Raw genomic sequence first — 25,860 nt, forward strand, 5'->3', positions numbered from 1 at the left:
ACCACTTGGATACTAAATCTACTTTTTATAGGATTCTTAATTATTATCTCCAATATTAAGAAATATTTCTTCTAATGATGGCTCATCGACTTCTATTCTAAATACATCAATGTTTTTAGAAATAAAAAGCTTGTTGATTAATGGTATAGATGATTCATCTTCAATGGTTATTTGGGATGATAGTTCACTGATTTCACTTTTTATAGAAATACTCTTAAGGTCTACTGTTAATGACTCAATCTGTGCAATTGAAGCAACACTATGCTTTATATAAACGGTCATATTCTTTTTGTATGCTGTTCTTAACTCTTTCATACTTCCTTTAATTTGAATGACACCTTTGTTCATAATAGCAACTTCATCACATAATTTCTCAACTTCATCTAAATTGTGTGAGGTTAGAAATACGGTAGTACCGTTTGTGGCGATTTCTTTAATAATAGAATGGATATTTAATACTGAATTTGCATCAACCCCTGAAGTCGGTTCATCTAAAAAAATTAAATCAGGTTTATTTAATAATGCTTGGGCGATCCCTAGTTTTTTTTTCATTCCAAATGAAAAATTTTTAGTCTTTAACTTAGCTGCATCTTTTAACTCAACTTTATCTAGAAGTTCAATTAAATCTTCTTGTTTTAAATCTAATTTCAATATTTGACTAAAGTATTTCAAATGATCTAGTGCGGTCATGTTTTCATAGAATGTAGAATAGTCAGGGAGAACCCCTATTTTACCCCAGATTGATTTTTGTTGATTCTTTTTATAGCCCAATACTTCATAAAGTCCTTCAGTTGGTTCAATTATACCTGTAATCATATTTATAAATGTTGATTTGCCGGCACCGTTCTTCCCTAGAAAACCAAATATTGTGCCTTTATCGATTGATAAGTTCATTTTATCAACAACAATTTTATTTCCATATCTCTTTGTTAGATTGGTCGTTTTGAGTGCATACACTATAAATCCCTCTTTCTAAAAAGCATTAAACTTACGATTAAAAACAAAATTGGGAAAAGGATGACTATATATGTAAAAGCAGTCTGCTCTTGAGTGAAATAATAATAGGGTGTGATATAACTAATCATTTTAATGATAATATTATTTGATCCAATGCTAATCATACCGATAACAGGTAAAATAATCGACAATGTAATACCTAGAAACATTGTAATAGAAGGGTTTGAAATGATAGTGGATAGTAATAGAGTTAACCCTAAGAAGTAAGAAATAAACACAATACATTGTATTAATTCTAGAAAATAAAAAGTGTTTGAAAACGGGATAATTAATATTAAGGAAATAGTTAAACATACAATCCAAAAAAGAAGATTACCTAAAAACTTTCCTAATAATATGTTATTTCTAGATGTTTTCGTCACTAAAAATCGAACAGTACGAGAGTATACCTCTTTATTGATTACATTATGGGCTAGACTGGTGACAAATAGTGGGGCAGCAATGAAAAGTAATACCATTAATCCACCCACATATGCATTATCACCTAGACCTAAAGATTTCAATTGGTCACTAAATTGGCTAAGGATTTTTGCCGTACCGGTTGTAATTCCAATTAGGACAATAATAATTAGGATAGAGCGTATACTTTTAAACAGTGCTTTGAATTCATTCAAACCAATTGCAAACATAGTTTCACCTCTTTTAGAATGACTGATCTGTCCCGTTTCTTGCTTTTTTATCTTTCACAATTATAGTAATTCCAGCAATTAGATACGCAATGCCGCCAAGTATGCCTAAAAAGATTGTTAATAAGGAGCCTAAAATAGAGGTAGTTATTAATAGAATACCGGCAGAGCGTGCTCTGTTTTTTAATAATATTAATGAAAAAATTCCTGCTAGTATGCTCAATATCGTTATTGCGATCATATATAAAGAACCATTGGCAAGGATGTTAATTACTTGTTCCGGTGTGATATCTTGTACGTTTTCTTCATCAATAAAGTCTTGGATTAGTTTGTTAGTATCATTGTTATTTTTTGTTCCTTCATAAAACATAAAGCTCCCAATAAGTAAGGCTGTGAATAAAATAACACCTATAATAGTAAAAGTCTTTTCTAAAGTACGTTTCATGCTTAACCTCCACAAAATACAATTTATTGGTTAAATAACCTAAACTTACAATAACATATTTTGGATAGGTTTTTCCACATAAATTTTAAAAAAGTTTAGAAAAAATAAACATTATTCATTTTTTTATTCATTTTTTGGTTACATTTATTCTTTCTGTGTTATAATAATAAAAAAGCGGGGTGGCTGATATATGGAGCAAGATATTCCAACATGGATTTTATCTGTAGATTCTGAGGACAGAGAATTTATAAGAAAATTTATACTTAGTTCAGGTTCATTAAAACAAATAGCAAAAGATTATGATGTTTCTTATCCAACAGTTAGAACCCGATTAGACAGAATCATTCAATTGATTAGATTAAATGAAACTCTAGAGCAAGAAACTCTAGTTAAATATGTAAAGAAACTCGCGATTGAGGAAAAAATTAGTTTAGAAGTTGCCAAAAACATTATTGAAAAATATAAAGCAGAAAGGGATGGAGATTAAATGAATGAATTAATGTATTTTATTTTAGTAGTTGTCGTTTTTGCAGTTCAGTATTTCCTTTCAACAAGAAACAACCTTATTTGGGGAGCTTTAATCCCGATCGTCTTTATCGCTGGAATGTCATGGTTTTATTTCGAAAATAAAGTAAGTAATAACATAGGTTTTCTTATTATCGCGCTAGTTGGATTAGCTCTTTTAATTGAAGAGTGGAACCGCGGTCGTAGAATGCTCCACAAAAAAAGAGTCAAAGAAATTGAAAAGATGAAAACACAAGACATCACTATAAAAAAATAATCACAAAAATTATGATTTTTAGGTTTTAAATGTTTGATTTTTGGCTATAATAAAACAATAGGGATAGAGTGTTTACACTATCCCTATTGGGCTAACGAACAACTAGCCATTGATGATGCTGTCAATTTTATCGCTGATCCATTGGAACGTTGCACCGTTCTTGATCCAGTTGATAACAGTTGATTTGTTAGCCCAAGCCCATTTAGCTGCTTTAGTACCAAGTTGAGCAACAAGTCTTAAGAAAGCTACCATTATTTATTTCACCTCCTGAATTCGTTTAGCCTGCTAAAGCTCGGATAATTTGGTTTGAAATCCATTTAAAAGAAAAGCCTTGTCCTATCCATTCAAGTACCTTTTTTTTGTTAGCCCAAGCCCAAATCGCCTGTTTAGCTGTAAGTTTAGAAACAAGTTGTAAGAAAGTTGTCATTCTTTTCACCTCCACCAAACTACTTTGAAAGATAATCTCAGAATTAGCCGTTGATGATGCTGTCAATTTTATCACTGATCCATTGGAACGTTGCACCGTTCTTGATCCAGTTGATAACAGTTGATTTGTTGTCCCAAGCCCATTTAGCTGCTTTAGTGCCAAGTTGAGCAACAAGTCGTAAGAAAGCTACCATATTCTTTCCACCTCCCAAATTCGTTTAATTGCTCAATTTTATTTGCCTGCTAAAGCTTTGATAATTTGTCTTTCAATCCATTTGAAAGAAAAGCCATGTTGCATCCATTCAATAACCTTTTCTTTATTAGCCCAAGCCCAAAAAGCTTTTTCACCTGTAAGTTTAGCCACAAGTCGTAAGAAACCTACCATTATTTCACCTCCACCAAACTACTTTAAAAGATATCTCAGAATTAGCCGTTGATGATGCTGTCAATTTTATCACTGATCCATTGGAACGTTGCACCATTTTTGATCCAGTTGATAACAGTTGATTTGTTGTCCCAAGCCCATTTAGCGGCTTTAGTACCAAGTTGAGCAACAAGCCTCAAGAAAGCTACCATTTTTTTCACCCCCTGTTAATTTATGTATTAAATATTAAATCAAAATAATCCTAAATACAACAATTTTTTCATATTTTACATTAAATTGAAGATTATGAACTATATTTTTCGGGTTTTTTATTGGGTTTCATTTTCGTATAGTAAATAAGTCTTTGTTTTGTAGTAGGGCGAATAAAGTATATATAAAGATAATTATATTAGTTAAATGATGTATAAATTAAATTTTACTTTTAAGAGTATGATTATTTCACTAATCTTACTTGTCTTCTTGTTAAGTACAATTTTAGATAGTTTATAACTTTTGGGGATTTTATAACCTTTTTTTACATATATGGGTTATTATATTGTATGGTTGTATTTATATTTTCCGAAGGAGCTGTCGTGTTGAAGGGATCTAGGGTTGAATTTATTGATAGTTTACGTGGTTTTAGTTTATTAGGTATTTTGATAGTGAATATGCTTAATTTTCAATATGATTATGATTTTGAGAAAATGTTTGATTCGAGCATATGGGGACAGGAATTCGGGGTATATGTGACGGAAATTTTGTTCCAGGGGTCGTTTTATCCGATTTTCTCCTTTTTGTTTGGGTATTCTTTTATCAAGCTGATTGAATCCACTAAGGCCAAGGGGCTGAATACGAATGCTATTGTCGTTCGCCGCGGCTTTGGTCTTATTGTGCTTGGGATGCTGCATTACATATTTATTTGGAATGGTGACATTCTCATGTATTACGGTGCATGTATGTTTTTCTTGCTGATGTTTTTAAGCAGCCGGATCAAAACGATGCTGATTTGGTCAGGTGTGTTAGGTGCCTTGTCATTGGTGGTTTTGCCATATCTGATGACCTTTGTTTATGGAAATGATGATTTGTTAACTGATGTGTATGCGAAGGGTGCATACGGTGATATTATGTTGAGCCGGATTACGATTGAAGACGATATGATGATTGTGACCATTATTATGGCGATCGTGACCATTACGCTGATGCCAATCCTAGGTTTTCTATTCGGTACGATCATGGTGGGGCCATTTGCACTGCTTGGCATGGCCATTGGGAAAAAAGGTCATTTGACAGAAGAAGATCGAGGCATGGCTTATCGTAAAGGCTGGGTTGGGATGATTATCATCGGGCTCGCCTTAAAATGTGCGACGTTCATTGATGCCCCTTGGAGTGAAATGGTGATGACGTTAGGTGCCTATGTTCTGACGATCGGGTATATTCAAGCCTTTATTGTTTTCTACTATTCGAAGGCAGCCCAAGGCCTCAAACGTCTGCTTGCAGGACTTGGCCGTTTGTCTCTATCAAACTATTTGGCGCAGTCGATCATTTGTACAACGATTTTCTATTCTTATGGACTTGGTCTATTTGGACAATTGGGGTCAATGTTGGGACTGCTGCTCGCTGTCGGACTGTATACAGCGCAGCTGTTCATCAGCCATCTCTATTTGAAAAAATGGAGAAGAGGTCCGGTGGAGTGGATGATGGGAAAATGGGTGTATTGGAGATAAATTTTGTTGGGGAAGGCCGCATAGCTGAAGAGCTGTGCGGTTTTTTTAATTGAGTTGCAATCAAAAAGTGGTTGATTATTCTTCCAAAGTGTATATAATGTATATATAGTGTATATACATTATTTTGTTCCAAACACCAGTACAGAAAAAAGAGGTTTTTATATGCAGATTACGATTTCAAACCACTCTAAGGAGCCCATTTATGAGCAAATTACGAATCAAATCAAATCGATGATTTTAACGGGGGAGCTGGCGGAAGGCTCGGCACTGCCGTCTATTCGAAAGCTGGCGAAGGATTTGCAAATTAGCGTCATCACAACAAAGCGAGCATATGAAGAGTTAGAGAAGGCAGGATTTATTTATTCGATTGTAGGCAAGGGATCATTTGTTGCGGAACAAAACCTAGAGGTCATGAGAGAGAAAAAATTGAAGGTGATTGAAGATCAGCTTGGAGCGGTTGTCACAAACGGCAAGGAATTAGGCTTATCTTTTGATGAATTGCAGCAGTTATTAAAGTTCTTGTATGAGGAGTGAGAAGAGTGGAGCATGTGATTGAATTCAAAGGAGTATCAAAACGATTCAAGGACTTTTCAGTTAAGAGTCTCGATTTGCAGGTCAAGAAAGGCTTTGTTACAGGGTTTATTGGAGAAAATGGAGCTGGTAAGTCGACCACCATTAAAATGATCATGAATTTGTTAAAACCAGATTCAGGTGAGGTCAAGATTTTCGGATTAGATTATCACACCCATGAAAAAGAGATTAAGGAACGAATCGGCTTTGTTTACGATGCCAATGTTTTTTTCCCAGGTTTGAATTTAAAAGACATTAAACGGATTGTGGCACCTGCTTATAAACGCTGGGATGACCGTCTTTTCCATCAATATATTGAACAGTTTGGCCTGCCCCTGCATAAAGCAATCAAAACATTCTCAAAAGGGATGCAGATGAAGGCGTCACTTGCGATTGCGCTATCACATCATGCAGAGTTGATTATCATGGATGAGCCAACAGCCGGTTTAGACCCAGTTTTTAGAAGAGAGCTGTTAGGAACGTTACAAGAGTTAATGATTGATGAGAACCGGACCATATTTTTCTCAACACATATGACAACAGATTTAGACCGGATTGCGGATTATATTGCGTTTATACAAAATGGACAATTGGTCTTTCAACAGTCGGTTCATGATGTAGCGGAGAATTATGCGCTGGTGAAGGGAAGCCTGGATTTGTTGGATCGAGACACAGAAAAGGCTTTTGTCCATATTCAGCGTACAGCAGCAGGGTTTGAAGCATTAACAGATCGGATCGGTGAAGTGAATCATATTTTTGGAGACGCTGTTGTGATCGAACCGGCGTCACTTGAGGATATCATGTTTTATTTGAAAGGCGGGGTGGCGCATGTTTCATTTAATGAAGCGTGATGTGATTTTGCAGAAAAAGCAGCTGATTATTTTTCTTCCGTTTATCTTATTTTTTATTCTCATGGATGCGCATCCGGCATTGATTTTTCTAGTCGCTAGTTTCTTCATACCTTTTAACACATATGCGTACGATGAGAAGGCAGAAACGAATATTCTATTAAACTCTTTGCCTTATACACGTAAAGAAATTATCGCATCACGTTATCTTGGTGCCGTTTTCTATATGATTATCGCAATCGGGCTGACAAGTGCTGCTTTATTTGTTTTTGGGAAGCTGTTTTCGCTGACGGATATTGCGATTGGCAGCGGGCTGTTTTTATTGTTTGCGGCGTGTACGTTTCCATTGTTTTATATCTTGAAGCCTGGCTATATCACAACGGCAGTGATTATTGGCTTTATCCTTTTATCTGGTATAGGACCGCCATTTGTTGCCTATTTAGCGGAGCAATTCAGTGGGATCACAGATTTTATCATGAAATTATCGATACCTATTTTATATACTGGGTCAGCTGTGCTGATTATGCTTATCTACCTGCTGTCTTGGGGGCTTTCTACTGCTATTTATCAGAGGAAAGTGTTCTAGGAAAAATAGCTGAATCTATTCAAAGTAGATCATGACCGCAATTATGACCAAGTAGAGGTGAGCGAGATGATGTATAGTCTGTCACGCAAGAGGCGATTTTCTATTTTGAGTCGTATTTGATGGATGAGCTGTATTAAGGCAGGTGCCTGAAATAGTGGGATATTCTCATTTTCATTTCAATATGCGATTGTTTTAGATATCCCTTCTCACAGTGAATCCATTCATTTTGGTGTCTTGCTCAGCGGCAAGGGAACGGTATGGGCAGATGGGTTTCGATTTGAGGAAGTGAATGAGAAGACACCTACAACCAATATGGTGGAGGATTCTGCATTGCCAGATGTTCCAGTGAATTTACAGTTTGAGCTTGAGGAGACCGTGTGAGCGGTCTTTTTTATTTATTTTATATAAAGAACCTATATTGACAGTTTATCATGAAGTAGATTAAAATACATACCAACGGTCGGTATGTAAGAGGAGGCGTTTCATTTGGCCAGAAATAAGTATCCAGAAAAGACAATCAAACAAATTTTAGATGTGTCGACGAAGCTGTTTCAGGAAAAAGGATTTGAAAAGACGAGTTTGCAGGATATCATCCATGAATTGAACATGTCTAAGGGTGCTATTTATCATCATTTCAAATCGAAGGAAGAAATATTACGTGCCGTGATGGATCGGCAATTTCGTCATGCGACAGAGAAGCTTGAAGATCTGATTGAGCATACAGAGGCAGTTCATGCAAAAGAGAAGCTGCAGCTTATTTTAGAGAAGCTTGTGGCAGATCCACAGTCTCACTCAATTGATGGAATCTTAGTTGATCAGATCAAAAACCCGCAGTTTGTGGTGGAAGGGATGAAGGCAGGAGTAAATCAGGATGCGCTTAAAATTAAAAGGCTCATTCTAGAAGGAATTGATGATGGTTCGATGAAGACTGCTTTTCCTGGTGAAGTGGCAGAAGTGTTTATGCTTCTCGTGAATATATGGCTGAATCCAACACTATTTGCCCGTGATGAGCAGGAAACTAGTCAGCGTTTGCTGTTTTTACAACAGATGATGAAAGGGCTTGGAGTGGATGTAGTGAGTGATCTATTTATTCAAAAGGTCACAGCGCATTATGCTGGAATTGGTGGATATGATCAGCCTGGAACCTAAATGGTCAGATAAAAGACAAAAAGAAAAATTCATTTCATAGGAGGATGCCTTATGCTTCACTTCATAAAACTTGAGCTAAGAAAAAGCCATATGAAACATTATATTCAATCTAGTATGATTGCAAGCATTGTACTGCTGGTGTTTATTTATTTTGTCGCGTTTGTTGCACAGGTTGAACAGGAAATAGGTTTTCAGCAATATCCGAATATCTATTTGTTGACCAGTATAGTATGGATGATCTTTTTTTCGATCGTCACAGCCTTGATGTATTGTCGAGTGATGGTGACTGCATTGAAAGAGCATGAACCTCATTCATCAAGTCTGAAAGCATCACTCCTTTCGAGAATGGTCTGGATGCTGTGCTTTTCTACGTTTGCAATGCTGTGTAGCATCATTCCCTCATTTGTTGTGTTTAGTGTCACTGAAACGTTCTTCCCCCTTGTTCAGGATGCGCTGACAGCTGATGTGATGTTCACTGTGATCAAAACGTACCTGGTGTTTACTTGTTGTATCAACGGTATTGGCATGATTGCGATGAGAGTGGGGTTAATGAAGAAATCTACCTCCATGACCATTCTGACTGCGATTGTTCTATGTGCTGTTTTAGGAAACCTATTAATTGCTTTTTATGGAAATGATCAAATGAATTTCATTCTGTCAGGAGTCATGATCGCAGCCGTTCTCATTGTGATCTTGGAATTATGGGGCAGTATCATCCGGCTTCAAGAGAGATGAGCCGCGTTGAAAAAAGGAGGGAGACATTGTGGAGCATACGGTTCGAATTGAAGAATCGGTCGTAGAATTATCGCTGGATTGGCTATTGGGAGAGGTGCGTATTCATCATCATGATCATCCTTATCTATTCATTCGTCAAACGACCAATCAAGCTTTTCCCCAACGTTATTTGCTGCATCATCAGGTAAGAGATGGACGGCTGGTCATTCAAGATAGACGAAAAAAAATACTCAGCTTAGGGCTTCACCTTTATAAAACCGATGTAGCTATTTATCTTCCTAAACAACAATTACAGTCCATATCTCTTCGTTGTAAAGGAACAAATCTTCAGGCAGAGAGGCTGAAGGTGGAAAATGTCTCTTGTCATTTAACTTCTGGAAAGACGATGCTATCAGGTGAAATCAAACATCTCCATTTAGAGACAGTAGGTGGACTTATTTCTAGTCGGCAGCTGGTCGCGCAGAGATTATTACTGCACGCCACATCGTCAAAAGTTGAGTTGACGGGTGCTTTTTTGAACGTTGATCTGCATGTAACAGGTAGAAGGATACAGATTCATTCTACAAACATGCTAAATTCACTTAAGTCTACTTCAACTGGAGCATATGTCAAAGTGGAGATACCGGAAAATGATGGGTTTACTTGTTATGTAAAGAAAAGATCCGGCGCTTTCCGGAATGACTTTTCTTGTCATCGAGAGAAGGAGAAAATGGTGCATAAAAATGGATTGCGATCCTTTGAGGTTGATATAAGAGGCGGTCAGTTTCTAATAAGTCATAAGCATTGAAGTGACTTTCACTCGTTGATTCAATATATCAATATAAAACAATTTGAATCTCTTTTATCGTCGGAATATTTTGATAATAGTGTTTCCCTCAAAAAAACAATTGTTTTTTAAGGGTAGATTTATTATGATAATATACATCGAAAGATTGATGTTTCTCAATCAGAATGAACATTCTGATTTTTATTTTTTATGTTGTTTGTTGATGAGGGGGAAGAAAAGTGGCTCAAAAGGAATTAAAGAGAGGGTTAAGTGCCCGCCATATTCAAATGATCGCACTCGGCGGCACGATTGGTGTTGGCTTATTTATGGGGTCAGCCAAGGCCATTCAATGGACAGGTCCATCGGTTCTTCTCGCGTACGCAGTATGTGGTATCTTTATCTTTTTTATTATGCGTGCGATGGGAGAAATGTTATACGTTGAACCGAGTACAGGTTCATTTGCTACATTCGGTCATCAATATATTCATCCGCTTGCGGGGTATATGACAGCTTGGAGTAACTGGTTCCAGTGGGTCATTGTCGGGATGTCGGAAATTATTGCCGTAGGCGCTTATATGAAATATTGGTTCCCAGAGCTGCCAGCGTGGATTCCAGGATTAATTGCGATGATTATTTTGGGAGCGGCCAACTTGATTTCGGTTAAATCGTTCGGTGAGTTCGAATTTTGGTTTGCAATGATCAAGATTGTGACGATTATTTTAATGATCATTGCAGGTCTAGGCATTATTTTCTTTGGATTTGGAAATGGCGGGACACCTATTGGCTTGTCTAATCTGTGGGCGCACGGCGGGTTCTTTACAGGTGGATTTACCGGATTCTTGTTTGCGTTGTCGCTCGTCATTGCTGCTTATCAAGGTGTAGAATTGATTGGAATTACAGCAGGTGAAGCGCAAAATCCAGAAAAGACACTGACCAATGCTATCAAAAGTATCATCTGGCGTATTTTGATTTTCTATATCGGTGCGATCTTTGTCATTGTGACAGTGTATCCTTGGGATCAGCTGAATACCCTTGGCAGTCCATTTGTGGCGACGTTTGCGAAAATTGGGATTACAGCAGCGGCTGGTATTATTAACTTTGTTGTGATTACAGCAGCGATGTCTGGCTGTAATAGTGGGATTTTCAGTGCGGGTCGTATGCTTTATACATTAGGTGTGAATGGGCAGGCGCCTGCTTTCTTCACCAAGATTTCGAAGAATGGTGTACCGTATTTTGGGACATTCGCTGTGCTGATTGGCTTAGCGATAGGAGTTGTCCTCAATTATGTTGCGCCACCAAACATTTTCGTCTATGTGTATAGTGCGAGTGTACTTCCTGGTATGGTGCCTTGGTTTGTGATTTTGATTAGTCATATCGGCTTTAGAAAGGCGAAGGGATCTGCGCTTGATCAACATCCATTCAAGATGCCGCTAGCGCCATTTTCTAATTATTTGACAATCGGTTTCTTACTGATGGTGCTTGTATTTATGCTCATTAATCAGGATACGCGTATTTCTCTAATCGTGGCCATTGGGTTCTTGATTCTAGTAGCGCTTAGCTTCTATGTCTTTGGGATCGGGAAACGGAAACCGATCGAAACAGCTTCTTCTGATCAAACGGTAAAATAATCAAAGGCCTTGCGGGATGGACCGCAAGGCTTTTTTGTTTAAAGTGAAGCTTTCACACGCTGAAAAACATCTGGAAAGTTGGTGAAAAGACCGGTGACGCCGTATTGAAGTAGACGGGTCATGTCTGCTTCGTTGTTGACCGTATATGGGTGGAGGAGGAGTCCGTGGCTTCTGACCTGCTGTACGTTTTCAAGTGTCAATGCTCTAAAATTCGGTCCGACACCCACTGCATAAGATTTGATGAAATCGAGCTGATCATCTGTGATGGACGTCATTTGGGTTCTGTCTAAAAGCTGTACTTTGGGAAGGCGTGGATCTAATTTCTGTAGTTTTAGCAGGCTGTCTTGGCTAAAGGATTGGATAATGACCTGCCCTTTTCTTGTGTGTTTCCCGAGAAGATGATGTTTTTTAAGGGTAGCCAATAGCTTTTCTTCCATTTGCGGATAGATGTCTGGTTTTTTTGTTTCAATATAATAATTCTCTCGTTTGCCAAAATAGCGCAGCACTTCATCTAATGTGAGGACTCGCTGTCCGATATAGTTGGCATTTTGTCTGTCGGGATTGGCTTCGTTAAACCAAGTACCGGCATCAAGCTGTTTGATTTCGGCAAGTGTGAGGTCTTTGACCCAGCCTGTTCCGTTTGTGGTCCGGTCAACGGTTTCATCGTGCATGACGATGAGGTGTCCATCCTTTGTCATTTGAAGGTCGAGTTCGAGGTAATCCACATTCATCTTTGTGGCGAGTTTGTAGGAAGCCAGGGTATGCTCTGGTGCATACCCTGATGCTCCGCGGTGTGCAACGGTTAAAATACGATCTGGAGATAAAAGATGTTCATGTGCCGATATGGTGGTCGGCACCCACGCAAAAGACAGTAAAGCAAAAGAGAGCAACACGAAAGCAAGTAATCTACTTTTCTTCATATTTTATCCTCCTTTTACGGTAACTGCCTTCATCATAAGAAATAGATGTAAAGGGCATGTTGGGTGGATATGAATCTTTTATGTGATTTTCATTAAGCTTGCTCTACACGCTTCCCAGTATTCCATGTCATCGCTAGGAAGACAATCGCAAGCACACAAGAACCAACCAGTAAAATGAAGCCTCCTGTCCAGTCGTAATGATCCACTACGACGCCCATCATTGCATTGGCAAAAGCAGAGCCGCCAATATAGCCGAAGAACCCTGTCAGGCCGGCAGCAGTGCCAGCGGCTTTTTTGGGAGCGAGATCAATGGCTTGAAGTCCAATGAGCATGACAGGTCCGTAAATTAAAAAGCCGATGCTGATGAGGGCAATGTTATCGACCATTGGATTGCCAGCAGGATTTAGCCAGTAAACGAGAACCGCAATTAATACCCCAGCCATAAAGAGGACGCCCGCTGGTGCACGGCGGCTTCTAAAGAATCGGTCGCTAATCCAGCCGCACAATAATGTGCCGGGAATGCCTGCATATTCATAAAGAAAATATGACCAGCGTGAATGTTCTGGTGAAAAGCCTTTTGCTTCTGTTAAGTAGGTCGGCGCCCAGTCCACGACACCGTAACGGACGAAGTATACAAAGACGTTGGCAATGGCGATATACCAAAGGAATTTATTGTTGAGTACATACTTAAATAAAATCTCTTTCACTGTTAATTCTTTTTCTTGATCTTCATACTGCTGTGCCGGATAGTCATTGCGATATTCCTCGATTGGCGGAAGGCCAGCGGATTGCGGGGTATCCCGGACGAGTAGAATGATCACGATGGAGACGATAATGGCAATGATGGCAGGGAAGAAAAAGATACTTTTCCATGTCGCAAACAGCACGATCCCTAAGGTGATGAGCGGTGCAAGAATTCCCCCGCCGATATTGTGAGCAACGTTCCAAATGGACATTTTCGTTCCACGTTCACTAACCGAAAACCAATGCGCCATCGTGCGTCCGCATGGCGGCCACCCCATGCCTTGGAACCAGCCGTTTAAAAACATGAATAAGAACATGATCCATACACTTGACGTCACCCATGGAAATGAGACAAATAGGATATTGATAAGGGCTGATAGAAAGAGTCCGGTGGCTAAAAAGTATCTTGGGTTACAGCGGTCTGAGATCATCCCCATGATGAATTTACTAAAGCCATAAGCGATAGAGACAGCTGCGAGTACAAAGCCTAATTCACTTTTCGTGAACCCTTCTTCCTGTAGATAAGGAATGGCAAAAGCGAAATTTTTGCGCAGCAAATAGTAGCCCGCATACCCGATAAAGATGCCTAAAAAGACTTGCAGCCGCAGCCGCTTATAGGTCTCATCTGTTTTGGCATCATCGAGCCTGTCGATATGCGGAGCGGGTTTAAACCATTTGAACATAAAGATCCTCCTCTTGTCGTTATCCGATTGACTGAAGCAAAAGTACGAGATCGGCGTTTGATCTTGTACTTTTTAAGAGACAAAAGAATTGATAGCGCTTTCTTTTGTACTCCCATCATATCGGATGGAAGAGACGTTTATGATGAGGCTTTTGTCATAATTTTGGAAAAACAGTTCATCAAGTAACGAAAAAAAATCCGCACAATGGCGGATTTTTCTTAGCTGTTACAGAGATACATTAATTTTCGCAGATTTCTTTAGTTTTTCAATTTCTTTTTGTACTTCTTTCTGCTTTTCTTGAGATTCTAGCTGTTTTTTAATTTGTGATTTAACCTCTTTGTATTCAGGTGCTTTTTGCTTTTGTTTTTTCATTTCATCTGCGTATTGATCATAGTACGCTTTGACATCCTTTTCAGAGACGGACGCTGATTTGATTTCTTTGTCGACATACTGGCTGTATTTGATGCTGTCGGCAATGTCACTTTTCAGCTGATCCATTGTGAGTCCGCTTTTCTTAAGAGCTTCTTCAAATTGAGCGTTGTCTTTGAATTGTTTCTTTTCTTCTTTTAGCTGTTTATCTACCTGCTTGTCAGAGGCTTTGATGCCCTTCTTCTCAGCATCTTGCAGGATGAGCTCTTGACCTACGAGCGCATCAATGGTTTGTTTCTTGACTGCTTTTGCGCCTTCTTTAGATGTTGGGTCTTGCCCTGATTGTTGAAGCTGGCCTTGAATGGTCGATAAAGCACTATTATATTCATTACCTGTGATTTTGTCTTGGTTGACGGTCGCCACGACCTTTTGATCATCGATTTTTTGTGCGTCTAATTTCTTTTGCATCTCTTCCATTTGCTTTTGCTGTTCTTTTTGGTCAGCCTGTGTTGTTTCCTTGCTTTTGGCTGAATCGTTTTGCTTATCTTGTTTGGTATCGTTTGACGAGCAGGCTGCAAGCCCAACAGATAACAGACAAGCGATGAGTGTGTATGATACCTTTTTCATCATTTTCTCTCCCTTCGGTATGAGAACATCTAGTGCGCATTCTAACCGTTTTTTAGGAAAAATAAAACCGTACAGACAATTTGTTAGCGGATTGACATGTTTTTTATCTGTTTGTCCTCATTTTGTCTTCTCATAGTCATCTTATGACAAACTCAATCGTGGAATAATTGTTCCATCGCCTCGTCGATATTGGTAATGGGCTGGCGGCAACTGTAGTTTTCACAAATATACACAGTGGTTCTGCCATCGATTGTTTTGTAATCTTTTGTAAAGGGCGCGAGCTGCGCTAATTCCTGCCCTGTTTCGGCAGTCAATATGATATCAAATGGCATGAAGCGTTTTTGAAGCGCCTGTAAAAGCTGTTCTTTTTGAGGGTCTCCGTTTTTTCCGAGAATGATGATTTCTCTTTTCGATGCATATTGAGCGAGGAGCCCTTGCAGAAAAGCTGTGTGCCCGCTTGGATAGGAAGAGACATCGACATAAAAGGCTTGGAACATCTGCTCTAATGTGTCCAGCCAATCCTGACGTCCGGTCAGTCTGCTTAGCGTGAGAAGGTGCTTGAGTGCGGTGCTGTTACCAGAAGGCATGGCGCCGTCGTACACTTCTTTTTCTCGAACGATGAGCGCTTCCGCATCTGATCCTGAGAAGAAAAAGCCCCCTTTTTCCTTGTCCCAAAACAGCTCAAACATGTTCTCGGCAATGGCTGTCGCTTTTTCCAACCATTCTAATTCAAAGGTCGCTTCGTATAAAGACATATACGCTTTTAGCATATGCGAATAATCCTCGATAAAGCCAAGATGCTTTACGTCTCCTTCTCTATATCGGACCATGAGCCGCTCATGTTGGACGAGGTGTGTTTCTAGAAAAGATATCGCCTGTTTCGCCCTATCGATCGCTTCCTCTGCATCAAATACTCTTCCAGCTTTGGCGAGAGATGAGATCATGAGCGCATTCCAGGATGTGAGCACCTTGTCATCGATAAGCGGTGCAGGTCGCTGATGTCTGACAGATTGTAAAATGTGCCGGGCTTCATGCAGCTTAGACTGAAGCGTATGGTCATCAATTGAAAAAGAGGCTTTGATGTCATCAAAAGAGGTGGAAATGGTATGAGGGATGTTCGCCCCTTCAAAGTTCCCCTCATCTGTGATGTGATAGACAGCGCAGAATAATGCGCCGAGATCCTCGCCTAAATGAGTCATGATCTCATCTTTTGACCAGACGTAATATTGCCCTTCTTTCCCCTCAGAATCCGCATCGATCGCTGAATAAAAGGAGCCATCCGGATTCATCATATCTCGCTTGATAAAGTGAATCAGGCGGTGGACAAGCTTTTCATATGTAGGTTGTTGAGTGAGCTGATACGCTTCTGTGTAAGCCTCCATCAGCAAGGCGTTATCATACAGCATCTTTTCAAAATGAGGCACAAGCCATTTTTCGTCTGTTGAATAACGAGAAAAACCTGAACCGACATGGTCGTATATACCGCCATTTGCGATTCCATCTAATGTTTTCGTGACTGCATATAGCGCATTTTCCTGCCCAGTCCATTCGTAATAGCGCATCAAGAATGAAAGCATATGAGGTGCAGGAAATTTCGGTGCGGAGCCGAACCCGCCGTGCAGCGTATCAAAGCTGCTCATGAGCTGGTAATAGGCTTTGTGGATCGCCTCTTGAGACAAGGTATTTTCTGTCTGTCCTGCTGCTTTGATCCGCAAATTATTTGTCGCCTTCTCTGCCAACGATTCGATATGATCGCGGTCGTTGTGGTACGCATCCAGCAGTTGCGTCAGTGCTTCAATGAAACCAGGACGTCCGTAAGCACTTCTCTTTGGAAAATAAGTCCCCGCATAAAAAGGCTTTTGATCAGGCGTGACAAATACATTCAACGGCCAGCCGCCTTGCCCCGTCATCATCTGACAAACAGACATATACATAGAATCGATGTCTGGACGCTCCTCACGATCGACTTTAATCGAAATGAAATGCTCATTTAAGATGTCAGCGACTTGCTGATCTTCGAAGCTTTCGTGTGCCATGACGTGGCACCAATGACATGTGCGTGTAGCTACCCGAGCTAGCTATACCCAATAGATACGAGAACAGGTTTGTTTTCGCGTTTCGCTTTTTCAAATGCTTCTTCTCCCCAAGGGAACCAATTAACGGGGTTGTGAGCATGTTGAAGTAAATATAGAGACTTCTCAGCGATTAATCTATTGGGCTTATTGTTAGTGGGCATGGGATCACCTTCTTTCGATACAGTTTCTTATCAGTATGGTCTTTCCAATATCTAATATACCAAATATCAAAAAAGAAGAGGTCTTTTAGGGTTAGCCTCTTCTTTTCTTTTTATAAGGTGATTCCAGACCTCAATTGGATAAAAGGCGACGTTCAACAATAGGCATAAAAAAGTGAAGGATCATGCCTCCTAAACACACAGTTAAAATGGTTCCGATACCGACAGGGCCTTTACATATATAAGCCAACAATAAGAAAAAAGCATACAATACTGTTCTTGAAAATAGGATGGTTCTTTTTGAAATATCTCGAATAATGAGTGTTAAATGGTCGATAGGAGTTGATGCAAATTTTGTTTGAAGATAGATGGCTGTTCCAAGACCAATGAATACCAAACCAACTCCGAAACACGTCAGTTTGCTAAACCACATGCTTGTGTAGATGACATGTTTTATGAGGAACAACCACAGATCAATGCCTATTCCAGTCACGAATGCTGTTATCAAACCTAAAAAAACAGGTTTTTTTCTTGTTAATATAGAGTTACAGATTAAGGTGATGACAGAAATAAGGACCTCCCAGCTTCCTACGGTAAGACCGAATTCTTTGGAAAGGCCAACCAAAAGGGCATCGAATGGGGAAGTACCTAGTCCTGATTGTATTGTTAAAGAAATGCCTAAACTTAATACGAGTATACCTAGTCCGTAATAAACATACTTCTTTTTATTAGACATGATTTGTATTTCAAGATATTTCTTTTGTCATCAAGACGTGTGGAATTCCGTCTTCCATAAATTCATCTGAAGCAGTTTGATAGCCCAGTTTTTTATAAAAGCCTTCTGCATGTGTTTGCCCATGCAGCTTAATCTTAGTAATGCCTTTTTCTTGCATGATTTTTTCCAGCTCTCCAATGATGATTTTGCCCAAACCGTACTTACGATAAGGTTTTAGGATACAAATTCTTTCCAGTTTACCTGTATGATCAACGATGCGCACACGGCCTGTGCCGACAGGCTGATTCTCATGATATACCAAGACATGCTGGCATTGTTCATTGAGTGTATCGAATTGATCGAACTCATCGGATTCAGGTACTTGCTGTTCTTCAATGAATACCGATTTTCTAATATCTTGAGCAACATGTAAATCATTTTCAGTTGTTATTCTTTTTATATTCATTATTTATCAATCCTTTTCTGATATTAGTCTGGACTGTACAGCATGCGTGTGGTCTTATAAAAGTAAGGTTAAATTATTTTTGTTGTAATTGCAACGAAAATAGATGTAATTACAACAAAAAATATGTGAGGAGTTTTGGGTATGAACGACATTTTACGAGAGATCGGCATGATATCCAGAGGTTTAGATTCCATAAGCAATATTGAATTTAAAGATTTGGACTTAACGAGAGGGCAGTATCTCTATCTTGTACGTATATACGAAAACCCCGGTGTTATTCAAGATAAATTGGCTGAAATGATAAAAGTTGACCGAACAACGGCTGCACGGGCAATTAAGAAATTGGAAATATAAGGATTGATTGAAAAACAGCCGGACAGACAGAATAAAAAAATAAAAAAGCTGTTCACGACTGAGAAAGGGAAAAAAGTTTATCCTTTTTTAAAAAAAGAAGAAGAACATTCTATGAAAGTGGCCTGGTCTGATTTTTCACCTGAGGAAAAGGAAACCATTTTTAAACTTCTTCACAGAGTCAGGAAAAATGTAGAACGGGATTGGGAAAATGTGAAGAAGGGAAACAAAAGGGACTACTAAAGTACAAATTTCAACTTTAAAAGTTTTAGAGCACATTATGTGGTATAGTCCCTTCAATAAAAATATGTGTAATGGCATCAATGGCTAGTTTAACAGCCTATAAATAAAGGGAGTCCCATAAACAGGGACTCCCTTTATTTGTAAATTGTAGAAGCATCCTTAGAATTAATGCCTCATATGAATCTTTTTGTATGAGAATGGTGTCATATTCATAGCTTGTTGAAATTTACTTATGAAATAACTGGTACTGTTAAATCCAACTTGATAAGACACTTCTGTCACAGTGGTTTCCGGGTGTTGCAGTAATAGTAAGCTTTTTTGGATTCTATAATCCAGTACATAACGTAACGGCGTCTTATTCAGCATTCGTTTAAAATAACGGCAGCACTCAGAACGGCTTAATTGGCCAGCTTTTGCAATGTCTTCTAATGTCATTTTCTCAGCATAATGGAGATGTATCCAGTTTAACATTTGTTTCATTCGATGACTTTTTATCATTTCAGATTGATCGTACTTTAATTGAAAACCATTAATGACTAAGTTTTTCCATATTAAAGTTAATTGCATGGTAATGTCAATTTCATAGAGCGATGTCTTTTGTTGAACCAATTGATTTATTTTTTTTACAGCTTGTAGAATGTTATTTGCCCAATGTTGATTTCCACCCAAAAATAAATGGGATAAATTAGTTGAAAGAATATAGGGCTGAACATAGCTTGAATACAGCTCTTGAGCTAAAACGAAATGGGGTGAAACATTTAAACAAATGTAAGTACAACCCGAGTGATCCTTTTCCTCTGCCATGTGCAAGCAGCCACTATTAATAAATAATCCATCACCTTCTTGAACCTCTATTTTTTCTTCATTTATTTGAAAGACAGCTATCCCTTTTAGTATCAAAACAAATTGAATTTCGTCATGCCAATGAAGCGGTATATAGCCATTTATATTTTGATTGATCCTTGTCTCGTAACATGCAACTGGTAATGCAACCGTTCGGTGTTCTGTTAATTCCTTTAAGTTTTGATCAACCATAAAATTTTTTACTTGCACCCTTTCCACCTCAATATATTTATATTTTTTTGTTCGATTTAAGTATTTTTTATGAGATTTTGAATTTATGATAACACTATTATTATATTTATTAGCGAGGGATCTTGCATGAATAATTCAAATAGAAGAATGGGATTGTTCTATGTTATAACAGGGGCGACATGTTGGGGAATTGGGGGTACAGTAGCCAAAAAACTTTTTCAAGGTGATCAAATTGATGTCAATTGGCTTGTAACGATACGCTTACTTACGGCTGGCATTTTACTCTTGATGCTTCAATTGTTCAGAAAGAATCGGATTCAGATTATCGAGATTTGGAAAAATAAAGCCACAGCTTGTCAGCTTCTTATTTTTGGCTTATTCGGAATGCTAGCTGTGCAGTACACATATATGGCATCCATTCAACATGGGAATGCAGCGGTTGCTACGTTATTACAATATTTATCCCCAGTAATCGTTATTATCTACTCGCTTTTGCGAAAACGAACGGTTCTTACCAAACAAGATATCATAACAGTATCACTTGCTCTGGCGGGGTGCTTTTTTCTACTAACAAATGGTTCACTTTCTCAACTTTCAGTACCGGTAGCTGCGGTCGTATGGGGAGTTTTATCAGGATTCGCGGCAGCTTTCTATACTTTATATGCCGTTGGCTTATTAAATAAATTTAATTCTCTTGTTGTTGTAGGCTGGGCTATGATTATTGGCAGTTTTGCATTAAGTTTTATTCATCCGCCATGGCAAATGGATTTTAAAAGTTTAACTGCTGAGGTGTATGTATATATTATATTTGTAATAGTGTTTGGCACAATGATTGCGTTCTGGTTCTTCATAAAAAGTCTGCAAAGCCTCTCACCTAAAGAAACAAGCTTGTTAGGAAGCTTAGAGCCTCTATCTGCAGTTGTCACAACTGTTGTTTGGTTAAAGGAACCATTTGGGTATTTTCAGTGGATTGGTGCTGTATGTATTATAGGAAACACTCTGATATTGGCTTTGCATAAAGGGCCTTCTAAGCGGAGTGAGAAATCTAATTTGAAGATTGGGGAATCTTGCAAACACTAAAAGTTAAAAGGAAAAAAGAACCTGTAGAATTAACTATTTTGCCGCCCTTAAAAGGGCTTTTTTTTGTAAAACTTTAAGGTCACTTTAGCAGACATGGCACCAGTGACAAGTTGAATAGCCGATGCTGACCAGAACCGGCTTGTTTTCACGTTTTGCTTTTTCGAAGGCTTCTTCTCCCCAAGGGTACCAGTCTACGGGGTTGTGGGCGTGTTGAAGTAAGTATGGTGATTTTTCATTGATTAATCTATTGGGTTTACTTTTGTTTGGCATGGGATCACCTTCTTTCTGAATTTAACTAAAGATAACATACCACATTTTCTTTATTTAACTCTCCTTTTCAAATACCGCCTAAAATCATGAATAAAAAGCGTTATAAAACCAATATAAATATCGTGATTAAAATATGAAAAGGAGACTCAAGATGGAACTTATTCTTCATTATGGGTTTATTGCTGGTTCGCTGGCATGGGAGTATTTTTAACTAGAGAAAACGAAGATATGTGTATTACAACCAGGCCCTTTTCAAAAGTTTTACACCCTGTGTTATTTCATCAAAGTCGAGATGAGCGAAACCTAACTTTATGATTGGTCTATTAGGATTTCTATTAACGAAATAAATGTTAGTAGGATATACTTTTACTCCATATTTTAAAGCACGTTGGATTAATCTTTCTTCTGAATAGTTCAGATGAACTTTCACTAATATATATAATCCAGACTGCTCACCAATAATCGTTAAATGATCTCCGAACTGCTTCTTTAAATTTGAAGTAAAGTGCTGCATTTTGCTTCTATAAGTGGTGCGCATGCGTTTAATATGGCGGGCCCATTCACCTTCTTTCATAAATTCGGCCATGGTTAGTTGGTTAAGCAAAGAAGCAGTGCTTTCGAAATGAAGAAAACGGTTTTTGTATCGATGTAATATAGGCTGGGGCAAAACCATATAGCTTAGGCGAATGCCTGGAAGAAAGGATTTTGAGAAATTTCCTAAATAGATGACTCTTTCTGAATGAATGGAGGCAAGGGCAGGAAATGGCTGCTGCGTATAACGGAATTCACTATCATAATCATCTTCAAGAATATATCCCTCTTTTTTATTAATCCAATTGATAAGTGTTTGACGTTGCTGAATGGGCATGCTTACTCCGTAAGGGCTATGATGAGAAGGTGTCACATAAATTAGTTTTTCTTTCATTGAATGTAACTTCGAAAAATCAGCCCCACTTTCAAAGACAGGTAATGTTTCTAGAGAAAACCCATGAAATTGAAATGTTTCTCTAGCACCGTCAAAACCAGGATCCTCAACTATGATCCCGGAAAATTCATCTTTCAGAATATGACCAAGATAAACCAACATTTGTTGGGTGCTGCTGCCAATGATAATGGAATTTGCATCAGTTTTCACCCCGCGGGATTCTAACAGATAAGCAGCTACTTGTTCACGTAGCTGTATTTCTCCGAATGCTTCACCGTATAGGTAGCTTTTCTCTAATGTCAAAACTTGATTGTACAATTTTCTCCATGTTTTCAGAGGGAAGAGCTTTTGATCTACGGCACCTGCACGAAAATCAATCAGAACCCGTTCTAATGACATTTCTGTTTGCTTACTCCGAAAAGAGTTATTTTTTCTTTGGAACAAAAGGGTTTCTACTTTATTGACAAAATATCCTTTTCTTTTTTCGCCCCGAATGTACCCCTCCGCTAATAGTAGATCATACGCCATTAGCGTTGTATTGCGGCTTACCTGCAGGGAATTTGCTAATTCACGAATAGATGGTAATTGTTCATTTGCTTGGATATTTCCTTGCTCGATTAATATTTTGAATTGTTCATAAATTTGTTTGTATTTAGGAGTATTACTTTTAAAAGCAAAAATAATGTTTTTCATCGTCTTCTCCCCTGACATGTATATTTATTTGGAATTGTACCTTTTTAAATGTCAGTTAGTATCATATTATACTCTAAAAGCGCTTTATCAATCCATTTTGAGAGAGGAGAGTTTTTATGTATATCCCTGCCTCATTTCAGCTTAGTGAAGACGAAGCTTGCGATGTTATAAAAGAGTATGGTTTTGCAACATTGTTTTCAATGCACGATGGTATGCCATATGCAACCCATTTGCCCTTGATGATGAGCAACGATAAAAATTACTTATACGGTCATTTTGCTCTACCGAATCCTCAGTGGGAAGATATTGAAAGCCAATTCGTTTTAGCAGTTTTTCAAGGGCCTCATTGTTATATTTCGCCCAAGTGGTATGAGACAAATCAGGCTGTACCTACATGGAATTACGTATCTGCTCATGTTTACGGGAAAGTTGAACTTTTGGATGAGGAAGAAACAATAAATTCAATGAGTGATCTGGTATTGAAATACGAAAGCCCTGACAGTCCATACAAATTAGGGGATGTCGATTCTAAATTGTTAGCGGGCATGAACAAAGGGGTAAAAGGTTTTAAAATCAAAATCAACAAAATAGAGGGGAAAGCGAAGCTAAGTCAAAATCATTCGATATTACGGCAAGAATTAGTCGTTAACCAACTCAGTCTAATACCACATACACACGAACAAATAATCTCTAGTTTAATGAAAGAAAATATAAACAAAAAAATGCAATAAGTTTATAAGTTGGAGGTTGCTTTATAATGAAAAATTTTAACGTTGCTATTCCTACTCCTTTTTATGAAGATGAGAGTTTATTTTTAGAAGGCTTTGACCCTATTGTTGAATATTTACAAAACAACGGAATCGATTCCTTGCTTATATGCGGCACTACTGGTGAACAACATTCACTCAGCATTAATGAACGTATACAAATCATTGAACATTTCAATCAGCAAAAATTTGAGGATATTGAACTGATGTTTGGTGTGTCATCTATAAGAACAAGTGATGCTAGAAAGCTTATTGAAAAAATCGAAAAAACCAATATAGATGTTATATTACTTGGCTTTCCACCTTATATAAAACCAACACAACAGCAAGCTATTTATTATGTTGATGAACTGCTTAGCCATACGTCTAAAGAGGTTGTACTTTATAATAATCCTGCTCGAACTGGCTTTGATTTGAGCGAGAAAGCACTTAAAGACTTGGTTAGCCGGCATCCTAATATTATTGGACTGAAAGAAGGAGGGGACGTTCATCGTCATCAACAAACAAATCTTCCTAAAGACTTTATTATGTTTGCAGCAGGAGATGTAAACTTCCTAGAGTTAATCAATAATGGATGTAACGGTTTGTCGAGTATGGTAGGGAATGTTTATCCTCGAGAAGTCAAAGAAGCTTTCAATAACTTGTTAGAGAATAAACCGGTTAATCTAAATAAATTAAACGACCTAATAAATGAGGTTACAAATAATCAACCTATTGTCAATATAAAGACCCACTATAACAAGATCGGTATAAAAGTAGGGAATTGTCGGTCACCAATCATATCACTTTAAAGAAGGTTTGACATTAAACTAGTTGCTACCCAGTGAGTAACTAGTTTTTTATATCAAGCTAGTCTGCCTTTTACTGACTTGTTGAAATTAAAGAAAGTACATATGGATATTTCCAAATGATGTCAACACGAGTAGCAAAGATGTCAACACCGAAAACCATAAATGTCAGCACTCAAAACCATCCAAGTCAACACCGATATTTTGGCAAAGCAAAAACAGCTTTTCTCAATCTTTTTACATATAAAGACTATTTCCTGATTTGTTCCTAATAGAGATCAAATCAGGTTTTTATTTTCTCTTGGTCTTTTTGGTGTCCAAAAATTAGCAAGCTAGGAACAGCCAAATGATTTTCTAATCCTTATAATAGAGGCAGAGGTGGTAGTATGCAGTACAAGCAAATTATTGATCAAAGTATCACTTATATTAAAGACCACATTAACGAGCAGCTTATCGCTGAAAAAATAGCAAATCATGTTGGATACTCTACCTTTCATTTTTGTAGAATTTTTTCTCTGGTAAAAGGGGTTCCGGTCATGGAGTATGTGAGAAAATACCGCCTATCGACAGCAAGAATTGAACTTTCTGATAACCAGAAAATCTTAGATGTTGCCTTGCAGTATGGCTTTGAATCGGCAAGCGGATTTTCAAAATCATTTAGGCAAGAATTTGGATATACCCCGACATCATATAAAATTAGAATGGCGGATAGTGATAATACTCTCGTAAAAAATATACGAGATGTCCTAGATCCACCGAAATTCGTTGATAAAGAGCCCTTTAGGGTAGCAGGTTATGGCTTACACGCAAATATTGCAGATAATTATAGCCATCAAATAGCTGCTTACTGGGATTCAAGTAACGAATCCAATTTAGAGGAAAAGCTTTATGAACAATTAAAACCACCCAAACATGGTGAAGTTGGGCTGTGGCTTCCTTATCAGAATGAAGGTAATGCAATCTATTTATTTGGGGTTATTGTCGATGACTTTAGTCTGGCAACCTCAGATATGATCGTTGCAGAAATACCAAGTGCAACGTACGCTGTCTTCACTACTCCACCTATCAACAATCTATCAACCGCCACAACATACGACAAAGATCCTTTATCAATAGCTGTTAAGGAAACCTGGCGGTACATTTTTTCGGAGTGGTTTGATCAAAGTTCATATGAATTGGATGAAGATCGCCTTGCTTATGAATATTATGATGAACGCTGTCATGCCTCCGAAAATTCTATTATGGAAATCTATATACCGATTAAGAAATCATAGAAAGAAGTTGAA

At 38.2% G+C, this 25,860-nt stretch carries 31 protein-coding genes and 3 pseudogenes; 16 read left to right on the top strand and 18 right to left on the bottom strand.

Annotation, left to right across the window (positions count from 1 at the left end; all coding sequences use genetic code 11):
- Positions 1-36 precede the first annotated feature (36 nt).
- The 3 genes from C6344_RS14655 to C6344_RS14665 are packed head-to-tail and all read right to left on the bottom strand — an operon-like array spanning position 37 to position 2,088.
- Positions 37-957, bottom strand: a complete 921-nt coding sequence (locus tag C6344_RS14655; RefSeq protein ID WP_106071703.1) for an ABC transporter ATP-binding protein — start codon at positions 955-957, stop codon at positions 37-39.
- Positions 957-1,646 carry an ABC transporter permease subunit gene (locus C6344_RS14660; RefSeq protein WP_050826862.1) on the bottom strand — a complete coding sequence of 230 codons (690 nt, stop codon included), beginning with the start codon at positions 1,644-1,646 and terminating at the stop codon, positions 957-959. The genes C6344_RS14655 and C6344_RS14660 overlap by 1 nt, the downstream gene beginning before the upstream one ends.
- Positions 1,647-1,659: 13 nt before the next feature.
- On the bottom strand, positions 1,660-2,088 hold the full coding sequence (locus tag C6344_RS14665; RefSeq protein WP_017358892.1) for a DUF4064 domain-containing protein: 429 nt from the start codon (positions 2,086-2,088) through the stop codon (positions 1,660-1,662).
- Between the two features lie 190 nt (positions 2,089-2,278).
- On the opposite strand from C6344_RS14665, the gene C6344_RS14670 reads away from it, so the two are divergent.
- Both C6344_RS14670 and C6344_RS14675 read left to right on the top strand, forming a co-directional pair.
- The gene (locus C6344_RS14670; protein WP_106071704.1) at positions 2,279-2,575 is read left to right on the top strand and encodes a DUF2089 family protein; all 297 of its coding nucleotides are present in this window, start codon (positions 2,279-2,281) and stop codon (positions 2,573-2,575) included.
- Positions 2,576-2,869 (top strand): hypothetical protein, encoded by a 294-nt coding sequence (locus C6344_RS14675; RefSeq protein WP_106071705.1) that lies wholly within the window; start codon positions 2,576-2,578, stop codon positions 2,867-2,869.
- Between the two features lie 102 nt (positions 2,870-2,971).
- Here C6344_RS14675 and C6344_RS14680 read toward each other — a convergent pair whose 3' ends face one another.
- From C6344_RS14680 to C6344_RS14700, 5 genes are read right to left on the bottom strand one after another with little or no spacing between them, the layout of a single operon-like run.
- On the bottom strand, positions 2,972-3,121 hold the full coding sequence (locus C6344_RS14680) for an aureocin A53 family class IId bacteriocin (RefSeq protein ID WP_017358895.1): 150 nt from the start codon (positions 3,119-3,121) through the stop codon (positions 2,972-2,974).
- Positions 3,122-3,146: 25 nt separating this feature from the next.
- Positions 3,147-3,296 carry an aureocin A53 family class IId bacteriocin gene (locus C6344_RS14685; RefSeq protein ID WP_106071706.1) on the bottom strand — a complete coding sequence of 50 codons (150 nt, stop codon included), beginning with the start codon at positions 3,294-3,296 and terminating at the stop codon, positions 3,147-3,149.
- A 43-nt stretch (positions 3,297-3,339) separates the two neighbouring features.
- Complete coding sequence (locus C6344_RS14690; protein WP_035390638.1) at positions 3,340-3,489, bottom strand: aureocin A53 family class IId bacteriocin; 150 nt, start codon at positions 3,487-3,489, stop codon at positions 3,340-3,342.
- A gap of 38 nt (positions 3,490-3,527) precedes the next feature.
- Positions 3,528-3,680: an aureocin A53 family class IId bacteriocin gene (locus C6344_RS14695; RefSeq protein ID WP_106071707.1), complete on the bottom strand. Its 153-nt coding sequence runs from the start codon at positions 3,678-3,680 to the stop codon at positions 3,528-3,530.
- 41 nt (positions 3,681-3,721) lie between these two features.
- Positions 3,722-3,871 (bottom strand): aureocin A53 family class IId bacteriocin, encoded by a 150-nt coding sequence (locus C6344_RS14700; RefSeq protein ID WP_035390638.1) that lies wholly within the window; start codon positions 3,869-3,871, stop codon positions 3,722-3,724.
- A 384-nt stretch (positions 3,872-4,255) separates the two neighbouring features.
- Here C6344_RS14700 and C6344_RS14705 point away from each other — a divergent pair, with 384 nt between their 5' ends.
- From C6344_RS14705 to C6344_RS14745, 9 genes and pseudogenes are all read left to right on the top strand, one after another.
- Entirely contained in the window at positions 4,256-5,383 is a 1,128-nt protein-coding gene (locus tag C6344_RS14705; RefSeq protein WP_106071708.1) for a DUF418 domain-containing protein, read from the top strand.
- Positions 5,384-5,545: 162 nt separating this feature from the next.
- Positions 5,546-5,917 carry a GntR family transcriptional regulator gene (locus C6344_RS14710; protein WP_106037022.1) on the top strand — a complete coding sequence of 124 codons (372 nt, stop codon included), beginning with the start codon at positions 5,546-5,548 and terminating at the stop codon, positions 5,915-5,917.
- 5 nt (positions 5,918-5,922) lie between these two features.
- Positions 5,923-6,804 (top strand): ABC transporter ATP-binding protein, encoded by an 882-nt coding sequence (locus C6344_RS14715; protein ID WP_106031874.1) that lies wholly within the window; start codon positions 5,923-5,925, stop codon positions 6,802-6,804.
- Positions 6,782-7,387: an ABC-2 transporter permease gene (locus tag C6344_RS14720; protein ID WP_106073055.1), complete on the top strand. Its 606-nt coding sequence runs from the start codon at positions 6,782-6,784 to the stop codon at positions 7,385-7,387. Before C6344_RS14715 ends, C6344_RS14720 begins: the two co-directional genes overlap by 23 nt.
- A gap of 177 nt (positions 7,388-7,564) precedes the next feature.
- Positions 7,565-7,768 (top strand): annotated as a pseudogene (locus tag C6344_RS14725) (AraC family transcriptional regulator); the annotation flags it as partial.
- 135 nt (positions 7,769-7,903) lie between these two features.
- Entirely contained in the window at positions 7,904-8,536 is a 633-nt protein-coding gene (locus C6344_RS14730) for a TetR/AcrR family transcriptional regulator (RefSeq protein ID WP_106037150.1), read from the top strand.
- Between the two features lie 51 nt (positions 8,537-8,587).
- Positions 8,588-9,271, top strand: coding sequence for a hypothetical protein (locus C6344_RS14735; protein WP_060595415.1), 684 nt, complete (start codon positions 8,588-8,590; stop codon positions 9,269-9,271).
- Positions 9,272-9,299: 28 nt separating this feature from the next.
- Entirely contained in the window at positions 9,300-10,058 is a 759-nt protein-coding gene (locus C6344_RS14740; protein WP_060595416.1) for a DUF4097 family beta strand repeat-containing protein, read from the top strand.
- Positions 10,059-10,276: 218 nt separating this feature from the next.
- Positions 10,277-11,665 carry an amino acid permease gene (locus tag C6344_RS14745; protein ID WP_106072349.1) on the top strand — a complete coding sequence of 463 codons (1,389 nt, stop codon included), beginning with the start codon at positions 10,277-10,279 and terminating at the stop codon, positions 11,663-11,665.
- A 38-nt stretch (positions 11,666-11,703) separates the two neighbouring features.
- Here the strand turns inward: C6344_RS14745 and C6344_RS14750 are convergent, their stop codons facing one another.
- From C6344_RS14750 to C6344_RS14780, 7 genes are all read right to left on the bottom strand, one after another.
- The gene (locus tag C6344_RS14750; protein WP_106073056.1) at positions 11,704-12,585 is read right to left on the bottom strand and encodes a glycerophosphodiester phosphodiesterase; all 882 of its coding nucleotides are present in this window, start codon (positions 12,583-12,585) and stop codon (positions 11,704-11,706) included.
- Positions 12,586-12,677: 92 nt separating this feature from the next.
- The gene (gene glpT / locus C6344_RS14755; protein WP_034664381.1) at positions 12,678-14,012 is read right to left on the bottom strand and encodes a glycerol-3-phosphate transporter; all 1,335 of its coding nucleotides are present in this window, start codon (positions 14,010-14,012) and stop codon (positions 12,678-12,680) included.
- Between the two features lie 225 nt (positions 14,013-14,237).
- Positions 14,238-15,008, bottom strand: a complete 771-nt coding sequence (locus C6344_RS14760; protein ID WP_106073057.1) for a SurA N-terminal domain-containing protein — start codon at positions 15,006-15,008, stop codon at positions 14,238-14,240.
- Between the two features lie 152 nt (positions 15,009-15,160).
- Positions 15,161-17,044, bottom strand: coding sequence for a thioredoxin domain-containing protein (locus tag C6344_RS19135; RefSeq protein ID WP_106039394.1), 1,884 nt, complete (start codon positions 17,042-17,044; stop codon positions 15,161-15,163).
- A 38-nt stretch (positions 17,045-17,082) separates the two neighbouring features.
- Positions 17,083-17,244 (bottom strand): DUF255 domain-containing protein, encoded by a 162-nt coding sequence (locus tag C6344_RS19140; RefSeq protein WP_106039393.1) that lies wholly within the window; start codon positions 17,242-17,244, stop codon positions 17,083-17,085.
- A gap of 130 nt (positions 17,245-17,374) precedes the next feature.
- The gene (locus tag C6344_RS14775; RefSeq protein ID WP_106039392.1) at positions 17,375-17,977 is read right to left on the bottom strand and encodes a YczE/YyaS/YitT family protein; all 603 of its coding nucleotides are present in this window, start codon (positions 17,975-17,977) and stop codon (positions 17,375-17,377) included.
- A 10-nt stretch (positions 17,978-17,987) separates the two neighbouring features.
- Positions 17,988-18,422, bottom strand: coding sequence for a GNAT family N-acetyltransferase (locus C6344_RS14780; RefSeq protein ID WP_106039391.1), 435 nt, complete (start codon positions 18,420-18,422; stop codon positions 17,988-17,990).
- Between the two features lie 141 nt (positions 18,423-18,563).
- On the opposite strand from C6344_RS14780, the pseudogene C6344_RS14785 reads away from it, so the two are divergent.
- Positions 18,564-19,016 (top strand): annotated as a pseudogene (locus C6344_RS14785) (MarR family winged helix-turn-helix transcriptional regulator).
- A gap of 165 nt (positions 19,017-19,181) precedes the next feature.
- Here C6344_RS14785 and C6344_RS14790 read toward each other — a convergent pair.
- Positions 19,182-20,051 carry an AraC family transcriptional regulator gene (locus tag C6344_RS14790; RefSeq protein ID WP_106039413.1) on the bottom strand — a complete coding sequence of 290 codons (870 nt, stop codon included), beginning with the start codon at positions 20,049-20,051 and terminating at the stop codon, positions 19,182-19,184.
- A 126-nt stretch (positions 20,052-20,177) separates the two neighbouring features.
- On the opposite strand from C6344_RS14790, the gene C6344_RS14795 reads away from it, so the two are divergent.
- A complete protein-coding gene (locus tag C6344_RS14795; RefSeq protein WP_106039389.1) occupies positions 20,178-21,131 on the top strand; it encodes a DMT family transporter in 954 nt (317 codons plus the stop codon).
- Positions 21,132-21,221: 90 nt separating this feature from the next.
- Here C6344_RS14795 and C6344_RS14800 read toward each other — a convergent pair.
- Positions 21,222-21,401, bottom strand: a pseudogene (locus C6344_RS14800) (DUF255 domain-containing protein); the annotation flags it as partial.
- A gap of 235 nt (positions 21,402-21,636) precedes the next feature.
- Positions 21,637-23,019, bottom strand: coding sequence for a MocR-like pyridoxine biosynthesis transcription factor PdxR (gene pdxR / locus C6344_RS14805; protein WP_106061688.1), 1,383 nt, complete (start codon positions 23,017-23,019; stop codon positions 21,637-21,639).
- Between the two features lie 116 nt (positions 23,020-23,135).
- Here pdxR and C6344_RS14810 point away from each other — a divergent pair, with 116 nt between their 5' ends.
- From C6344_RS14810 to C6344_RS14820, 3 genes are all read left to right on the top strand, one after another.
- A complete protein-coding gene (locus C6344_RS14810; RefSeq protein ID WP_106039386.1) occupies positions 23,136-23,750 on the top strand; it encodes an FMN-binding negative transcriptional regulator in 615 nt (204 codons plus the stop codon).
- Positions 23,751-23,776: 26 nt separating this feature from the next.
- Positions 23,777-24,577 (top strand): dihydrodipicolinate synthase family protein, encoded by an 801-nt coding sequence (locus tag C6344_RS14815; protein WP_106061689.1) that lies wholly within the window; start codon positions 23,777-23,779, stop codon positions 24,575-24,577.
- Between the two features lie 383 nt (positions 24,578-24,960).
- Positions 24,961-25,848 carry an AraC family transcriptional regulator gene (locus tag C6344_RS14820; protein ID WP_106073058.1) on the top strand — a complete coding sequence of 296 codons (888 nt, stop codon included), beginning with the start codon at positions 24,961-24,963 and terminating at the stop codon, positions 25,846-25,848.
- The last annotated feature ends 12 nt before the right edge of the window (positions 25,849-25,860 follow it).

It is taken from the genome of Bacillus sp. GBSW19 (assembly GCF_002998655.1).
Classification (GTDB): Bacteria; Bacillota; Bacilli; order Bacillales; family Bacillaceae; genus Bacillus.

Coding starts and splice junctions, on each gene's coding strand:
- C6344_RS14660 (WP_050826862.1), bottom strand. CDS start 1,646: ATGTTTGCAATTGGTTTGAATGAATTCAAAGCACTGTTTAAAAGTATA.
- C6344_RS14665 (WP_017358892.1), bottom strand. CDS start 2,088: ATGAAACGTACTTTAGAAAAGACTTTTACTATTATAGGTGTTATTTTA.
- C6344_RS14670 (WP_106071704.1), top strand. CDS start 2,279: ATGGAGCAAGATATTCCAACATGGATTTTATCTGTAGATTCTGAGGAC.
- C6344_RS14675 (WP_106071705.1), top strand. CDS start 2,576: ATGAATGAATTAATGTATTTTATTTTAGTAGTTGTCGTTTTTGCAGTT.
- C6344_RS14680 (WP_017358895.1), bottom strand. CDS start 3,121: ATGGTAGCTTTCTTAAGACTTGTTGCTCAACTTGGTACTAAAGCAGCT.
- C6344_RS14685 (WP_106071706.1), bottom strand. CDS start 3,296: ATGACAACTTTCTTACAACTTGTTTCTAAACTTACAGCTAAACAGGCG.
- C6344_RS14690 (WP_035390638.1), bottom strand. CDS start 3,489: ATGGTAGCTTTCTTACGACTTGTTGCTCAACTTGGCACTAAAGCAGCT.
- C6344_RS14695 (WP_106071707.1), bottom strand. CDS start 3,680: ATGGTAGGTTTCTTACGACTTGTGGCTAAACTTACAGGTGAAAAAGCT.
- C6344_RS14700 (WP_035390638.1), bottom strand. CDS start 3,871: ATGGTAGCTTTCTTGAGGCTTGTTGCTCAACTTGGTACTAAAGCCGCT.
- C6344_RS14710 (WP_106037022.1), top strand. CDS start 5,546: ATGCAGATTACGATTTCAAACCACTCTAAGGAGCCCATTTATGAGCAA.
- C6344_RS14720 (WP_106073055.1), top strand. CDS start 6,782: ATGTTTCATTTAATGAAGCGTGATGTGATTTTGCAGAAAAAGCAGCTG.
- C6344_RS14735 (WP_060595415.1), top strand. CDS start 8,588: ATGCTTCACTTCATAAAACTTGAGCTAAGAAAAAGCCATATGAAACAT.
- C6344_RS14750 (WP_106073056.1), bottom strand. CDS start 12,585: ATGAAGAAAAGTAGATTACTTGCTTTCGTGTTGCTCTCTTTTGCTTTA.
- glpT (WP_034664381.1), bottom strand. CDS start 14,012: ATGTTCAAATGGTTTAAACCCGCTCCGCATATCGACAGGCTCGATGAT.
- C6344_RS14760 (WP_106073057.1), bottom strand. CDS start 15,008: ATGAAAAAGGTATCATACACACTCATCGCTTGTCTGTTATCTGTTGGG.
- C6344_RS19135 (WP_106039394.1), bottom strand. CDS start 17,044: ATGGCACACGAAAGCTTCGAAGATCAGCAAGTCGCTGACATCTTAAAT.
- C6344_RS19140 (WP_106039393.1), bottom strand. CDS start 17,244: ATGCCCACTAACAATAAGCCCAATAGATTAATCGCTGAGAAGTCTCTA.
- C6344_RS14775 (WP_106039392.1), bottom strand. CDS start 17,977: ATGTCTAATAAAAAGAAGTATGTTTATTACGGACTAGGTATACTCGTA.
- C6344_RS14780 (WP_106039391.1), bottom strand. CDS start 18,422: ATGAATATAAAAAGAATAACAACTGAAAATGATTTACATGTTGCTCAA.
- C6344_RS14790 (WP_106039413.1), bottom strand. CDS start 20,051: ATGGTTGATCAAAACTTAAAGGAATTAACAGAACACCGAACGGTTGCA.
- C6344_RS14795 (WP_106039389.1), top strand. CDS start 20,178: ATGAATAATTCAAATAGAAGAATGGGATTGTTCTATGTTATAACAGGG.
- pdxR (WP_106061688.1), bottom strand. CDS start 23,019: ATGAAAAACATTATTTTTGCTTTTAAAAGTAATACTCCTAAATACAAA.
- C6344_RS14810 (WP_106039386.1), top strand. CDS start 23,136: ATGTATATCCCTGCCTCATTTCAGCTTAGTGAAGACGAAGCTTGCGAT.
- C6344_RS14815 (WP_106061689.1), top strand. CDS start 23,777: ATGAAAAATTTTAACGTTGCTATTCCTACTCCTTTTTATGAAGATGAG.
- C6344_RS14820 (WP_106073058.1), top strand. CDS start 24,961: ATGCAGTACAAGCAAATTATTGATCAAAGTATCACTTATATTAAAGAC.